Below are 14,594 nucleotides of genomic sequence, written 5' to 3'. Positions count from 1 at the left end.
CCATGTCGGCCAAACAGAAGCCTGTTAATACCCCGTTGCACTTACTCCAACAACTCTCGGGCAGCCTGCTCGAACACCTGGAAAGCGCTTGTTCCCAAGCCTTGGCCGACGCAGAAAAACTGCTCGCCAAACTTGAAAAACAGCGCGGTAAAGCGCAAGAAAAGCTGCACAAATCCCGCACCAAATTGCAAGACGCCGCCACCGCCGGCAAGGCCAAGGCGCAAGCCAAAGCCAAAGACGCCGTCAAAGAACTTGAAGAGTTGCTGGACGCTCTCAAGGATCGCCAGGCTGAAACACGCAACTACATTTCCCAACTCAAAAAAGATGCCCAGGAAAGCCTGAAACTGGCGCAGGGCGTTGGTCGTGTGAAAGAAGCTGTAGCCAAGGTGCTGGGTGCGCGTGCACCTGCAAAAGCTGCCGCGGCGAGCGCTGCGAAAAAGCCGGCTACCAAAGCTGCCGTTGCGAAACCAGCCGGCAAGCCACGTGCTAAAACGGCTGCCGTGAAACCAGCCGCCAAGCCAGCGACTAAAATCGCTGCCGCGAAACCAGCCGCCAAGCCAGTTGCTAAAACGGCTGCTGCGAAACCAGCCGCCAAGCCAGCGGCTAAAACCGCTGCCGCGAAACCAGCCGCCAAGCCAGCAGCCAAACCCGCTGCTGCGAAACCAGCCGCCAAGCCAGCGGCTAAAACCGCTGCCGCGAAACCAGCCGCCAAGCCAGCTGCTAAAACGGCTGCCGCGAAACCCGCTGCCAAGCCAGTTGCTAAAACTGCTGCTGCGAAACCGGCTGCCAAACCAGCCGCTAAAACGGCTGCTGCGAAACCAGCCGTCAAGCCAGTTGCTAAAACGGCTGCTGCGAAACCAGCCGCCAAGCCAGCAGCCAAACCCGCTGCTGCGAAACCAGCCGCCAAGCCAGCAGCCAAACCCGCTGCTGCGAAACCAGCTGCCAAGCCAGCAGCCAAACCCGCTGCTGCAAAACCAGCGCCAGCCAAACCAGCGACTCCGGCTACCCCTGCGGCCACCGCTCCAACTGCATCGGCCAGCAGCACGCCTGCACCGGTCGCGCCAAGCACCACCCCAACCAGCGCTTCCTAAGTGCTGGTGACCACGACGCGCAGCTGCTGCAGCGCGTCGCGGTCAAGGTTGGCGGCATCCTCAGTCGCCAGTCCTTCCAACCACCCCTGTTGAGCGGCGCCCTCGCTCGATGGCCAAGCCTTTGCCAGCGCCTCAAGGCGCATCAGCAATTGTCGTTCCGCATCCAGCTCCAGAGCTTTGATCCTTTCACGTAGCGCCGCTAACGGCTCATCCTGTTGCGCGATGACTTGCCATTGCACACGCACCTGCCGCAATGGCTCGATGACCTGCGCCTGCCAAGGCCTGGCGATCTGTTTGAGCGCCTGCATGCGTTCGGCTGTCAGCGCCACCCCTCGCTGGTCAAGCCAGGCCCCGCACAGCAGCAGGCACACATCCGCGCCTTGTTCCTGCAAGCGCAGGCAAGCGGTTTCGACGCCCGGGCGGGCGTAAGTCGAGATGGCAAAGCTCCACAGGTCAGCGCACATATTCACACCCAAGCCAGCGGCCAACGAAGCTGGTAGACTCCGCCGCCATTATGATCCGACTTCAAAGCCTAACATTACAGCGTGGCCCGCAACGTCTTCTTGAAGACGCCGAGCTGACCCTGCACGCCGGTCACAAAGCCGGCCTGATCGGTGCCAACGGCGCCGGCAAATCCACGTTGTTTGCCCTGTTGCTGGGTGAGCTGACCCCGGATTCCGGGGACTGCCTGCTGCCGGCCGACTGGCGCATCGCCCACATGCGCCAGGAGATCGACACCCTGGACCGCATCGCGATCGACTACGTGCTCGATGGCGACTTGCGCCTGCGTCAGGTGCAACATGACCTGGCCGAGGCCGAGAAAGCCCAGGACGGCGCCGCCCAGGCCCGCCTGCACTCAGAGCTGGACAGCGCCGACGGTTATACCGCCGACGCCCGCGCCCGCAAGATGCTGGCCGGCCTTGGTTTTACCAATGAGCAGATGGATCGCCCGGTCGCTGACTTCTCCGGCGGCTGGCGCATGCGCCTGAACCTGGCCCAGGCACTGATGTGCCCCTCGGACCTGTTGCTGCTGGACGAACCGACCAACCACCTGGACCTCGATGCGATCCTTTGGCTGGAAGATTTCCTCAAGAGCTACCAGGGCACCTTGTTGCTGATTTCCCACGACCGGGATTTCCTCGACGCCGTGGTCGATAACATCGCCCACGTCGAACAGAAGAAAATCACCCTTTACCGTGGCGGCTACACCGCGTTCGAACGCGCACGTGCAGAGCGTCTGGCCCAGCAGCAACAGGCCTTCGAGAAGCAACAGGCGCAGCGTGCGCATATGGAAAGCTACATCGCCCGGTTCAAGGCCCAGGCCACCAAGGCCCGTCAGGCCCAGAGCCGGATCAAGGCATTGGAGCGCATGGAAGAGCTGTCGGCGGCCCACGTCGATTCGCCATTCGACTTTGTGTTCCGCGAGTCGGTGAAGATCTCCAGCCCCTTGCTGGACCTGTCCGATGCTCGCCTGGGTTACGGCGACAAGACTATCCTGGAGAAGGTCAAGCTGCAGCTCACGCCGGGCGCGCGTATCGGCCTGCTGGGGCCGAACGGCGCGGGTAAATCCACGCTGATCAAAAACCTGTCGGGCGAGCTCGAACCGCTGGCCGGCCGTTTGACCCGTGGCGAGAACACCGTGGTGGGCTACTTCGCTCAACATCAGTTGGACTCCCTGGACGCCAAGGCCAGCCCGTTGCTGCACCTGCAGCGCCTGGCGCCGACCGAACGCGAACAAACCCTGCGCGACTTCCTTGGCGGCTTCGACTTCCGCGGCGCGCGCATTGATGAGCCGGTGCTGAACTTCTCCGGTGGCGAAAAAGCCCGTCTGGCTCTGGCACTCATTGCCTGGGACCGGCCGAACCTGCTGCTGCTCGACGAACCGACCAACCACCTGGACCTGGAAATGCGCCTGGCGCTGACCATGGCTCTGCAGGAGTTCAGCGGTGCAGTATTGGTGGTGTCTCACGATCGCCACTTGCTCAAGAGCACCACCGATAACTTCCTGCTGGTGGCCGATGGCAAAGTCGAAGAGTTCGATGGCGACCTGGACGACTACGCGCGCTGGCTGACGGATTACCGTCTGCGCAACGCGCCGGCCAGTAACACCCCGGTCAACCCGGACAAGACCGACAAGAAGGCTCAGCGTCAGGCCGCCGCCGCGTTGCGTCAGCAATTGGCGCCGCACAAGCGTGAAGCCGACAAACTGGAAGCCGAGTTGGGCAAGGTGCACGAGCGCCTGGCCAAGATCGAAGCCAGCCTGGGCGACAGCGCCGTCTACGAGGCCGCGCGCAAGGACGAGTTGCGTGACCTGTTGGCCGAACAGGCCAAGCTCAAGGTGCGCGAAGGACAATTGGAGGAAACCTGGATGGAAGCCCTCGAGGTGCTCGAAACCTTGCAAGCGGAGCTGGAGGCGCTGTCCTGATGGAAGCGTTGCAGCTGCCGCTACCGGCGCAATGGATCGAACCTGTTTGGATCGGTGTGCAAATCCTGCTGATCCTGCTGGCCGGTTACCTCGCCCAGCGCTTCGTCGCCAAGGGCCTGACTCGCCTGGGTGAACGCTATCCGTTCCCGCCGCAGTTATTGATGCCACTGCGTGGCGGTCTGCGCTGGCTGATCATGGGCAGTGCGCTGATTTTTGTGCTGGGCCGCCTGGGTGTGTCCGCGACGGTGCTGTGGACGGCGCTGTCGGGGTTTGTCGCGGTAGCGGCCGTGGCGTTCTTTGCCATGTGGTCGGTGTTATCCAACCTGCTCTGCGCGATTTTAATCTTCACCGTCGGGCCGTTTCGCCTGGGCGATATCGTCGAGCTGGTGGACACCGTCGACAAGCCCGGCGTAAAAGGCCGGGTCGTGGCGATCAACCTGCTTTACACCACACTGATCGAAGTGGAAGAGGCGGGCACCGACAGCGCCATCGTACAGGTGCCCAACAGCCTGTTCTTCCAGCGCTCGGTACGGCGTTGGCCCGGCACCCATGTGTTTCCGGGTGATCGCTAGTATTCACATCTTGTAAAAAACTATAGCCAGCCCTCGGTCGGCGGAGTTAGCTTAAGGCCACAACAGCAAACTCCCTTCCGAGGTGTGCAATGGCACTCGATACGTGGCTGGCCTTCTTCCTGGCCAGTTGGATCATCTCTCTGTCCCCTGGTGCCGGTGCCATCGCTTCGATGTCCAGCGGCCTGCAATACGGTTTCGTGCGCGGCTACTGGAACGCCATCGGCCTGCAACTGGGCCTGGCGATGCAGATTGCTGTGGTGGCCTGCGGACTGGGTGCCATTCTGGCGGCATCGTCTACCGCGTTTTATGCGATCAAATGGTTTGGCGTGGCGTACCTGGTGTACCTGGCCATCAAGCAATGGCGTGCATTGCCCATGGACATGACCGACGACGCGACCCCTCGTCCGGTCGGCAAGCCAATGGCGATGATGTTCCGTGGTTTTCTGGTCAACGCCAGTAACCCCAAGGCCCTGGTGTTCATGCTGGCGGTGCTGCCGCAGTTTGTGAACCCGCAGGCGCCGCTGCTGATCCAGTACCTGATCCTGGGTGCGACCATGATCGCTGTCGATATGATCGTGATGGCGGGGTACACCGGGCTGGCGTCGAAGGTGTTGCGTCTGTTGCGCACGCCGAAGCAGCAAAAACGCGTGAATCGCACGTTTGCCGGGTTGTTTGTTGGCGCTGCGGGCTTCCTCGCCAGCTTGCATCGCGCAACGGCGTAAAGGACCAAAACGAATCAAACCGTGGGAGCTGGCGTGCCTGCGACGAGGCTGTCGCGGGCAAGCCAGCTCCCACATTGGTATTGCGTGAAGAATGAAATCGCGGCCTAGCGCAGAATCTTCGGCGCTTCATCCCGTGGCAGATTGTTGCGCAACATTGGCTGGCCGGGGTCCTGGTAGCCGCCGCCCAACTGCTCTGCCAGCTGTCGCGCCACGTCCTCACCCAAGGCTTTCGACACTTCCTTCACCACTCGCGGGCGATTGAGGCTCACGCGTACGTCGCGGCTGTTCACCAGTTTCGTGTCCTGGCCTTCGCCCATGGCGGTAAACGCCGAGGTGATTTCGAAGGTGCGCGTGTTGATCAGGCTGAAATCCGCCACCAGGGTCAGGCCCAGCACCGCCGAGTAGCTGTCGGTGTGGTCCAGGGCGTTGATGTCCTGAGTGAAGTCTATGTCCGACAGCGTGCCGAACAGCACGTAGTCCGCGCCCTTGAAGTTGCCGGCCTTGATGCGTTTGATCACGTCATAGACGTCACCCTTTGCATCGGCGGTGTAGGGCGTGCCCTGCACCAGCTGGAACTGGCGTGACTTGAGGATCTCGCCCTTGATATCACCGCTGAACTTGCGTAGCTCGGTCTGCTCGATGTAGCTGGTACGGCTTTCGTACTCGCTGTAGTTCGAGGCACCGCTGGCGTGGTAGGCGCTGGCCTGGAAATTGTTGCTGGCCGAGACCTGGTGAATGTATTCCTCGACCCGCGCCTCGTAGGCCAGGTCGGTCACTGCGATCTTCGGTGCGGCCGACACGCCGAAGGCGCACAGCAGACCGATCATGCCAATCCATGCACGCATTGCTTAGCGCTCCGTGGTTTTGCGGATTTCTTTTTCGTCCATCCATTCGGCCAGGCCGCTCTCGACGTCGATCAGCTGCAGGCTGAACTTGTAGAACACGTCCTTGTAGTCCGAACTGCGTTTGACGATGGAGCTGATGGAGCCTTCCAGGCGGTACTTGGCCGCGACCATGTTGCCGGTCTTGTTCACGGTGGACTTCTTGTACAGGCCGCTCTGGTTCTGCAGCTTGAGCTGGTCGACCTGGCTTTGCATGTCGGTGTTGTCACTGGCGAAGCGCGCGGTGCCGGTCTTCATCAGTTGGGTTTTGATCGAGGTAGTGATCTCGCGGGTGTCGATGTACTCGCTGGTCTTGTTCTTCACGTCATACACCTGGACCACCGGGCGGCCTTGCAGGATGCCGGACTGGGCCAGGGAGCGGGTCATGCTTTCGGCGATCATCTGCAGGTCGGTGGAACCGAACTCGTTGGTCACTGTTTCCACGGCCTTGGTGTCACCGTAGTTAATGTTCTTGCTGCCCAGTACCGGCGAGGTATTGGCGCAACCGCTGGCCAGGACGGCGACGACGGCGAGGATCGAGAAGCGTGCAAACATGGGGAAATCTCTCTGGCGCTTAAGTGGGGGACGGCTCAAGGGGTTTTGACTTCAAGGCGGAAGTCCGCCGCCTGCGGCAAATTGGCGATGGCCGGCAGGAACGTCGCTTGGTTGGCGTACAGGTTCAGCACTTTCCAGGTGTCCTCGTCGCCTACCGGGAAGCCGTCGGCGCCCAGCCAGGCGAAGCGGTAATACAGCGTCTGGTTGCTGCTGGTGATGTTGCTCAATTGCACCTTGGCCGTGAGGAAGCCGTTCTCGCGCGCAACGCGGATGGCGCCGACGGCGATGCCTTTGAACTTGCCCATCACCACGATTTTGCTGGCGGCACTGCCAGGCTCCGGTGGCGGCGGGGTGGCACAGCCGGCGAGCAGAACCAGCGCCAGGGCGCCGAGGATGAAATGACGCATAGCGCGCTCCTTAAGGTTGTTTGAGGGTGGCGATGGCCTGTGGCGTGGTGCTCGGCACCACATGGGCTGCCAGGCCGCCGGCGAATACTTGGTTGCCGACCACACGCAGGGTGATCACTTGGTAGCGCTGGTCGGCCTTGACCGTCACCAGCGTGCCGCCCAAGGCGTTGGGCAGGCTGACCTGATGCTCGCCGTGCTTGAGGCGCAGGCGGGTCACTTGGGTCATGTCCGGCAGGGTGCGCCAGGTACGGGTGTCGGCGCCTTCGGTCACGGCCGAGGCGATCCCCAGCACCAGGCCGGCCATAGGGTTGGTTTTGTTCAGGTTGTTCTGCGCCACGCCACGGGTGACCGCACGCACAGTGGTGCGCAGGATGATCCCCGGCATGTCATCGCGCAGGGCGCGGCGCGACATGGCGGTGGTGCTATTGAGGGCGGTGAGGTTCTGCTGCTGACCGTCAATGCCGATCTGGGCGAAGCTGGCGGTGGAGGTGTCGGCCTTGATTACCGGGAACGACAGCGGGGTGATCACCAGGTTGCCGTTGATCGGGATCGGGATCGGCAGGCGGATCGAGTCGCGGGCCGGCGCCAGGCCGCTCTGCACCACGATCAGCACCTCGGTTTCATTGGCGCCGACCTTGGATTTGTCCAGGTCCCGCAGGGCCTTTTCCAGCAACGGTGTATTGGGGCGCAGCTCAGCGGCCTTGCGATAGCCGGGGGCGGCCAGGTCTTTTTCGCCCAAGGCTTCGTAGACGAAGCCAGCCAGGTAATGGCTGAACGCACTTTGGTAGCTGTTTTTGAGGCCAACCACTTCCGGCGCGTTGAGGGCTTCGACCGGGTAGCCGCTCAGGTCTTTCATCTGAGTGGTGACGCCTTCGCGCTGGGCTTCATCCTCGCGCTTGAGGTATTCCTTGTCGCGCACGTCGGCGATCACGGCCTCGCGTTCATGGGTCTTCTTGATCTCGGTGCGTGCGCCGTCGAAGTCATTCAAGGCCAGCAGGTTCAAGGCCATCTGCGTGGTCAACATGACTTTTTCGTAGTCGTAGCCTTCGTAGCGGCGCACCTTGTCGTTGGCCAGGAAGCTGCCGAACTGGGCGAGGTACTTTGCGCTATCGAACTTGACCGACTCTTCCCATTTGTAGACTTGCAGGTCGGCACTGCGCCAGGCGGTCTGGCTGCCGGTCAGGTCGCCCTTGGCCCGCAGCAACTCGCCCTTTTCGAAGAAATACAGCAGGTCTTTGTCTTCGCCGGTGTTGTTCTTTTCCAGCAGGGTCAGGGCGGCGTCGACATTGCCGGTGGCCAGTTGCTGGTTGGTGGCTTGCAGCTCGGTGTCGTAGCTGCGGAACATCGAACAGCCGGAGAGCATCGTCACCGCTGCGAGCGCGAGCGGAGTTAAGGCGCGAAATGCCATGTGACTTCTTCCCTGAAAGTGGTCAACCGTTATGTTGATTCCTCATGAACGCGAGGAACGAAATTCCCTTTCGCACTAACAGGGCGCAGCATTATAGGCGCCATTGCTGGCTAAACAATGGCTTTTTGCTGTGATGTGATTGGCAAAAGTGCCATTACCTGGTCTGCAAGCTCTGCGCTTTTAAACCCGCCAACTCACTTACGCCTTGAGTCAAAGTCGTTAAACCTCAACAATGTGTTACTTCTTGTTTCCCTTTGAGATTCATTCATGACTGCCCTCTTCCGTTTTCTCGCCTGGCTGATATTGCCGGCGATGATGTCGTGCAGCGTCAACCTGATGGCCGCAACTGCCGAGGGCGCCCCGCAGGCCCTGCATTTGCTGGACTACATTGGTGCCGATTACCCACCGACGGTGCAAGCGGGCAAGGTTATCGATGACTCGGAATACCGCGAGCAGGTGGAGTTTCTCGGGGTGTTACAGGGGCTGGTGGCGGATTTGCCGCAAAAGCCTGAGCGCGCCGAGTTGGTCAAAGGCGTCGACGAACTGCTGGCCGCGGTCACCGCTCGCCAGGACGGCGCGACCGTCGCGCGCCAGGCCCGCCAATTGGGTGCCAGGTTGGCGGTGGCGTATGAGGTCAGCCAGGCCCCGGCCATCACGCCTGATCCAGCGCGGGGTGCACCGCTCTACGCCCAGCATTGCTCGGTGTGCCACGGCACGACCGGTGCGGGTGATGGCCCCGCAGGCGTGGGCCTGACGCCGCCGCCAGCCAATCTGCGCGATGCCGCACGGCTGGACCGCCTGAGCCTCTACGCGATCTATAACACCTTGGGCCTGGGCGTCGAAGGCACCGATATGCCGTCCTTCGCCGACCAACTGGACGACCGCCAGCGCTGGGACCTGGCCACCTACATCGCCGGTTTCACGGCCGACCCCACGGCGGCGAAAAGCGAGCAGTCCTTTAACCTTGCCGACCTGGCCCGCCAAACCCCAAATGAAGTGCTGGCCGCAGAAGGCCCCGCCGCCGCGGCAACCTTCCGCGCCCAGCGTGCGCAACCGCCGCAGGTCAAGCGTGGCCCTGCGCAGTTGCTCGACTACACCGCGACGACGTTGGACAAGAGCCTCGCCGCGTTCCGTAACGGTGAACACGAACAAGCCTACGACCTGTCCGTGGCGGCTTATCTGGAAGGCTTCGAGCTGGTGGAAAGTTCGCTGGATAACGTCGACGCCAACGTGCGCAAAGACACCGAAAAGGCCCTGATGGCCTACCGGCAGTCATTGCAGGACGGTTTGCCAATCGAGCAGGTGCAACAACGCCTGGACGTGGCCAAGGGCAAACTCAAAGAATCCGCCGGCTTGCTGGGCAGCGACGGCTTGAGCTGGTCGCTGAGCTACATCTCGGGCCTGCTGATCCTGCTGCGTGAGGGCCTGGAAGCGATTCTGGTGCTGGCGGCGATCCTCGCCTTCCTGCGTAACACCGGCCAGCAGTCGGCGGTGCGCAGCGTCAACGTAGGATGGGGCCTGGCGCTGTTGGCCGGTTTGGCCACCTGGGCGTTGGCGGCATACGTGATTGACGTGAGCGGCGCCCAGCGCGAATTGCTTGAAGGCTGCACCGCGCTGTTCGCCAGCGTGATGGTGCTGTGGCTGGGGGTGTGGATGCACGACCGCCGCCATGCCGCGGCTTGGCAGGACTACATCAAGAGCAGCCTTGTGGGCGGCGGCGGGCGGTTCGGGTTCGCGATGCTGGCGTTTTTCTCGGTGTACCGCGAGCTGTTCGAAGTGATCCTGTTCTACGAAACCCTGTGGCTGCAGGCCGGCCCCGCCGGGCACAACGCGGTGCTGGCCGGTGGCGCCACCGCACTGGTGCTGCTGGTGGGCCTGGCCTGGGTGATTTTGCGGGGCTCGGCGAAGCTGCCGCTGGCGTTGTTCTTTGGCATCAACGCGGCCTTGTTGTGCGCTCTGTCGGTAGTGTTCGCCGGGCATGGCGTCAAGGCGTTGCAGGAAGCGGGCATCTTCGGCACACGACCGGTGGCGTTCTTTGACTTTGACTGGCTGGGCATCCACGCCGACGCCTATTCGTTGAGCGCCCAGGCCGTGGCGATCCTGGCGATTGTGGTGCTGTACGGTCGCAGTCGCCTGGCCGAAAAGCGGCGCGTGGCGGCATGACCATGCGGGTATGGATCGATGCCGACGCCTGCCCGCGGGCGGCCAAGGATCAGGTGGTGAAGTTTGCCCTCAAGCGCCAATTCGAGGTGGTGCTGGTGGCCGGGCAAAGCCAGATCAAGCCGAGCTTTACCTGTGTGAAGCTGATTGTGGTGCCCAGCGGGCCGGATGCCGCGGATGATTACCTGGTGGAGCACGCGGTTCCTGGCGAGCTGGTGATTTGCAGCGACGTGCCCTTGGCCGACCGCTTGGTGAAGAAGGGCGTTACCGCCCTCGATCCTCGCGGCAAGGAATTCAGCCCCGCAAATATGAGTGAGCGTCTGGCGGTGCGTAACCTGTTTACCGACCTGCGCGAACAGGGCCAGATGGGCGGTGGTCCACCGCCCCATGGGGAGAAGGACAAACAGGCATTTGCCAACGCGCTGGACCGCATTCTCACCCAGTTGATGCGCCCGGCCTGAGCCCCGTGGTGAGCGAGCTCGCCTCGCGCACCACAATTTATTGCTCTGTCCGTTGATCAGTCATTTTCGTGGGTCAGTTCCAACACTCGATCCACCAGCTTGTTGATCCCGGATGCAACTTCGCTGATGTTCTTGCCGAGCATGTAGGCCGGCGTGCTGACCAATTTGCGCGCCGTATCTTCGACGATGTCCTCAACCGTGGCTTCCTGGTGATTGGCGCCCATCTTGTCCAATGCGGCGGTAGTTTCGGCATCGTTGCCGATAGTGCAGGTCACGCCCGGACCATAGATCTTCGCGGCCAGGACCGGTGAAATGCAGATCAGCCCCACCGGCTTGCCCGCTTCGGCAAAGGCCTCGGCCAGCGCCAATACCTGCGGGTTGACGCTGCAACCGGCGCCTTGCACGGTAAAGTTCGACAGGTTCTTGGCCGCGCCAAATCCACCAGGCACGATCAGGGCGTCAAAGTCTTCTGCATTGGCCCGGGCGATGTCTTTCACCTCGCCACGGGCAATGCGCGCCGATTCCACCAGCACGTTGCGCGACTCGGGCATCTCTTCGCCGGTCAGGTGGTTGGTCACGTGCAACTGCGCAATGTCGGGGGCAAAGCATTGGACCTGGGCGCCGCGTTGATCCAGGCGCAGCAGGGTGATCACGCTTTCGTGGATTTCTGAGCCGTCGTACACGCCGCAGCCGGAAAGGATCACTGCAATCTTTTTGCTCATGGGCATTTCTCCTGAAGTCTTGGCGTTAAATGTCTACTAATTTGTAACCTGTTGCCAATGGGATCTCCTACCGCTGCACCTACTCTTGATGTCACAAAAACAGACCGGACCAGCCCATGGACTTCGTGCCTTATGCGGTACCGTTTTTCATCGCCCTGATCGTGGTGGAACTGCTCGCCGATCGTTGGCGCGGGCAGCGTAACTACCGGGTCGCGGATGCCATCAACAGCCTCAGCACCGGCGTGCTGTCCACCACCACTGGGTTGTTGACCAAGGGTGTGGGGCTGCTGACCTACGCATTCGCCCTCAAACACCTGGCCGTCATCGAACTGCCTGCCCGGAGTGTCTGGACCTGGGTGCTCGCCTTCGTGCTCTACGACTTCTGCTACTACTGGCTGCATCGAATGGGCCACGAGCGCAATATCCTGTGGGCCGCGCATTCGGTGCATCACCAGAGCGAGGACTACAACCTCAGCACTGCCCTGCGCCAGACCAGCACCGGCTTTTTGCTGAGCTGGATCTTCTACCTGCCCCTGGCCGTGCTCGGCGTACCGCTGGTGGTGTTTATCAGCGTGGCCTCGCTCAACCTGCTCTATCAATTCTGGGTACATACCCGCCACGTGCCCAAGCTCGGCTGGTTCGAGTGGTTCTTCGTTACGCCGTCCAATCATCGGGCCCACCATGCACAGAACGCTCTTTACATGGATCGCAACTACGGCGGGGTGTTCATTCTTTGGGATCGGCTGTTCGCAACCTTCCAGGAAGAAGACGACAACGAACCGGTGATTTTCGGGGTAACCACCCCGTTGGCCAGTTGGAACCCGCTGTGGGCCAACCTGCAGTTTTATGCGCAGCTGTGGAGTGATGCGCGGCGCACCGAACGCTGGTGGGACAAGTTGCGCATCTGGTTCATGCGTACCGGCTGGCGCCCGGCGGACGTGAGGGAACGGTACCCGCAGGCCAAGCCGGACTTGAGCCAGTTCCGCAAATTTGACGTGCCGCTGGAGGCGCGCCAACAGGTGTATATCGCGCTGCAGTTTGCCGTGTATGTGGGGTTTGGCAGTTATTTGATGAATGCTGGCGAGGGGTTGCCCACCGCAGCGCTGGTGGTGGGCTGGAGCGTGATGGCGCTGGGGTTGTTTACCTTGGGCGTGGCCCTGGAGAACCGGCCATGGGCGCTGAAAGCCGAGCTGACACGCATGGCGCTGAATGTGCCGCTGGTGTGGCTGGCGCCGCTGGTTGGGCTGTGGCCGGCCAGCCATGTGGGCTGGCTGGCCCTGCTGAGTTACAGCCTGCTCAGCCTGATCGGCCTCTACAGCTGTAGAAGCCGGTTTACTCGACGGGTGTCTTAGGCGCTTGGACCGCGGCCTGCTCGGCCGCGAGCTGGGCCTTGGCATCGGCACAGGCCTGGCGTGCGATACGCGCATTCTTGAAGCGGCGGCGCAGCCACAGGCCGAAGCCCAGCAGCAGCAACGCGCCCAGCACCCACAGTTCGTACTTCTTGACGCTGCCAAGCATGCCTTCCAGCACGGCGCCGAAATGGTAGGCCGCAGCGCCCAGTGCCGCCGCCCAGACCGCGGCGCCGATACCGTTGAGAATCAGGTAGCGCATCGGCGGATAGCCGGACAGGCCGATCGCCACCGGCATCACGGTGCGCAGTCCATAGACGAAGCGGAAGCTCAGCACCCAGATATCCGGGTGTTTGCGGATATGTTCCAGGGCCTTGTCGCCCATCAACTGCCAGCGCGGTTTGCGCGCCAATAGCTTGCGCCCGTGCTTGCGCCCCATGTAGTACCAAAGCTGGTCGCCGGCGTAGCTGCCGAAGAAGGCAACGACCACCACCAGGTTGATATCCATGTAACCACGGAACGCCAAGAAGCCTGCGAGAACCAAGATGGTTTCGCCTTCGAAGAAGGTGCCCAGGAAGAGGGCAAAGTAGCCGAAGTCATGCAGAAATTGTTGAAGCATGGTCTGGGTGCTGGCGAAATGAACGCGCAGCCTACGCCTTCGTGAACATTCATGAAAGTATCGAGATGTGTCACGAAGTGAACATTTCCTACAGAAACGACGAATGCCACTACAGGTCGCATCGATAAACACAACTGTCATTCTTTCGTCATAATGACCGCTTATAACTGCAACGCTCGCCCGTAAACCCGGGCTCAGGAGTCTGTCGTGAGCTTTACCCCAGCCAATCGCCTGTTTCCCGCCACCCGTCTGCGTCGCAACCGCCGTGATGATTTTTCTCGCCGTCTGGTTCGTGAAAACGTACTGACGACGAACGATCTGATCCTGCCGGTATTCGTGCTGGACGGTGAAAATCGGCGTGAAGCGGTTGCGTCAATGCCGGGGGTCGAGCGTTTGACCATTGATTTGCTGCTTGAAGAAGCGGCGGGCTGGGTCGAACTGGGGATTCCAGCGCTGGCCCTGTTCCCGGTCACGCCGTCTGAACTCAAGTCCCTGGATGCGGCCGAAGCGTGGAACCCGCAAGGCATTGCCCAGCGCGCCACCCGCGCGCTGCGCGAGCGTTTCCCGGAGCTTGGGGTGATCACCGACGTGGCGCTGGACCCGTTCACCACCCACGGCCAGGATGGCATCCTCGACGACGACGGCTATGTTCAGAACGACATCACCGTCGACGCACTGGTCAAACAGGCCTTGTCCCACGCCGCTGCGGGCGCCCAGGTGGTGGCACCGTCGGACATGATGGACGGCCGCATCCAGGCGATTCGCGAAGCCCTGGAAGTGGCCGGCCACGTCAATGTGCGGATCATGGCCTATTCGGCCAAGTACGCCAGCGCCTATTACGGCCCGTTCCGTGATGCGGTGGGCTCGGCCCTGAACCTGGGCAAGGCCAACAAGGCCTCGTACCAGATGGACCCGGCCAACAGCCAGGAAGCCCTGCACGAAGTGGCAGCCGACCTGGCCGAAGGCGCTGACATGGTCATGGTCAAGCCGGGGATGCCGTACCTGGACATCCTGTGGCGGGTCAAAGATGAATTCAAGGTGCCGACCTTTGTCTATCAGGTCAGCGGCGAATACGCCATGCACATGGCTGCAATACAGAATGGATGGTTGAGTGAAGGGGTGATTCTGGAATCCCTGACGGCCTTTAAACGTGCGGGGGCTGATGGCATTCTGACTTATTTTGCCGCCCGCGCCGCCCAATTGCTTAGAGAGCAACAATAGC

15 protein-coding genes are annotated in these 14,594 nt (G+C 61.6%); 8 read left to right on the top strand and 7 right to left on the bottom strand.

From position 1 onward, the window contains the following. Window positions 1-2 precede the first annotated feature (2 nt). On the top strand, window positions 3-1,091 hold the full coding sequence (locus PSH59_RS25130; RefSeq protein WP_305393917.1) for an AlgP family protein: 1,089 nt from the start codon (window positions 3-5) through the stop codon (window positions 1,089-1,091). Here PSH59_RS25130 and PSH59_RS25125 read toward each other — a convergent pair. After that, entirely contained in the window at window positions 1,088-1,555 is a 468-nt protein-coding gene (locus PSH59_RS25125; protein ID WP_305393916.1) for a TIGR02444 family protein, read from the bottom strand. The genes PSH59_RS25130 and PSH59_RS25125 overlap by 4 nt on opposite strands. Before the next feature lie 50 nt (window positions 1,556-1,605). On the opposite strand from PSH59_RS25125, the gene PSH59_RS25120 reads away from it, so the two are divergent. The 3 genes from PSH59_RS25120 to PSH59_RS25110 all read left to right on the top strand — a co-directional run bounded on the left by PSH59_RS25120 (window position 1,606) and on the right by PSH59_RS25110 (window position 4,810). Further along, window positions 1,606-3,516, top strand: coding sequence for an ATP-binding cassette domain-containing protein (locus PSH59_RS25120; protein WP_248081750.1), 1,911 nt, complete (start codon window positions 1,606-1,608; stop codon window positions 3,514-3,516). After that, a complete protein-coding gene (locus PSH59_RS25115) occupies window positions 3,516-4,088 on the top strand; it encodes a mechanosensitive ion channel family protein (RefSeq protein ID WP_248081748.1) in 573 nt (190 codons plus the stop codon). Before PSH59_RS25120 ends, PSH59_RS25115 begins: the two co-directional genes overlap by 1 nt. Before the next feature lie 89 nt (window positions 4,089-4,177). Continuing rightward, complete coding sequence (locus PSH59_RS25110) at window positions 4,178-4,810, top strand: LysE family transporter (protein ID WP_248081746.1); 633 nt, start codon at window positions 4,178-4,180, stop codon at window positions 4,808-4,810. Between the two features lie 104 nt (window positions 4,811-4,914). Here PSH59_RS25110 and PSH59_RS25105 read toward each other — a convergent pair whose 3' ends face one another. The 4 genes from PSH59_RS25105 to PSH59_RS25090 are packed head-to-tail and all read right to left on the bottom strand — an operon-like array spanning window position 4,915 to window position 8,061. Next, a complete protein-coding gene (locus tag PSH59_RS25105; protein WP_305393915.1) occupies window positions 4,915-5,655 on the bottom strand; it encodes a penicillin-binding protein activator LpoB in 741 nt (246 codons plus the stop codon). 3 nt (window positions 5,656-5,658) lie between these two features. After that, entirely contained in the window at window positions 5,659-6,246 is a 588-nt protein-coding gene (gene lpoB, locus PSH59_RS25100; protein WP_248081742.1) for a penicillin-binding protein activator LpoB, read from the bottom strand. 35 nt (window positions 6,247-6,281) lie between these two features. Further along, entirely contained in the window at window positions 6,282-6,653 is a 372-nt protein-coding gene (locus PSH59_RS25095) for a YcfL family protein (RefSeq protein WP_003176846.1), read from the bottom strand. 10 nt (window positions 6,654-6,663) lie between these two features. Further along, window positions 6,664-8,061, bottom strand: coding sequence for a COG3014 family protein (locus PSH59_RS25090; protein ID WP_305393914.1), 1,398 nt, complete (start codon window positions 8,059-8,061; stop codon window positions 6,664-6,666). A gap of 267 nt (window positions 8,062-8,328) precedes the next feature. On the opposite strand from PSH59_RS25090, the gene PSH59_RS25085 reads away from it, so the two are divergent. Then, window positions 8,329-10,224: a cytochrome c/FTR1 family iron permease gene (locus tag PSH59_RS25085; RefSeq protein WP_305393913.1), complete on the top strand. Its 1,896-nt coding sequence runs from the start codon at window positions 8,329-8,331 to the stop codon at window positions 10,222-10,224. 2 nt (window positions 10,225-10,226) lie between these two features. After that, entirely contained in the window at window positions 10,227-10,682 is a 456-nt protein-coding gene (locus PSH59_RS25080) for a YaiI/YqxD family protein (RefSeq protein WP_305393912.1), read from the top strand. Between the two features lie 56 nt (window positions 10,683-10,738). Here PSH59_RS25080 and elbB read toward each other — a convergent pair whose 3' ends face one another. Beyond that, complete coding sequence (elbB, locus tag PSH59_RS25075) at window positions 10,739-11,404, bottom strand: isoprenoid biosynthesis glyoxalase ElbB (protein ID WP_305393911.1); 666 nt, start codon at window positions 11,402-11,404, stop codon at window positions 10,739-10,741. Between the two features lie 116 nt (window positions 11,405-11,520). On the opposite strand from elbB, the gene PSH59_RS25070 reads away from it, so the two are divergent. Next, window positions 11,521-12,756, top strand: coding sequence for a sterol desaturase family protein (locus PSH59_RS25070; protein WP_305393910.1), 1,236 nt, complete (start codon window positions 11,521-11,523; stop codon window positions 12,754-12,756). Here PSH59_RS25070 and PSH59_RS25065 read toward each other — a convergent pair. Then, window positions 12,737-13,372 (bottom strand): DedA family protein, encoded by a 636-nt coding sequence (locus PSH59_RS25065; RefSeq protein ID WP_248081730.1) that lies wholly within the window; start codon window positions 13,370-13,372, stop codon window positions 12,737-12,739. The genes PSH59_RS25070 and PSH59_RS25065 overlap by 20 nt on opposite strands. 207 nt (window positions 13,373-13,579) lie before the next feature. On the opposite strand from PSH59_RS25065, the gene hemB reads away from it, so the two are divergent. Further along, complete coding sequence (gene hemB, locus PSH59_RS25060) at window positions 13,580-14,593, top strand: porphobilinogen synthase (protein ID WP_305393909.1); 1,014 nt, start codon at window positions 13,580-13,582, stop codon at window positions 14,591-14,593. Window position 14,594: the final 1 nt, after the last annotated feature.

This window comes from Pseudomonas sp. FP2309 (genome assembly GCF_030687575.1).
In the GTDB taxonomy this organism is placed as follows: domain Bacteria; phylum Pseudomonadota; class Gammaproteobacteria; order Pseudomonadales; family Pseudomonadaceae; genus Aquipseudomonas.
The sequence above is the reverse complement of the archived record's forward strand: the minus strand, read 5'-3'. Positions and strand labels throughout refer to the sequence as shown.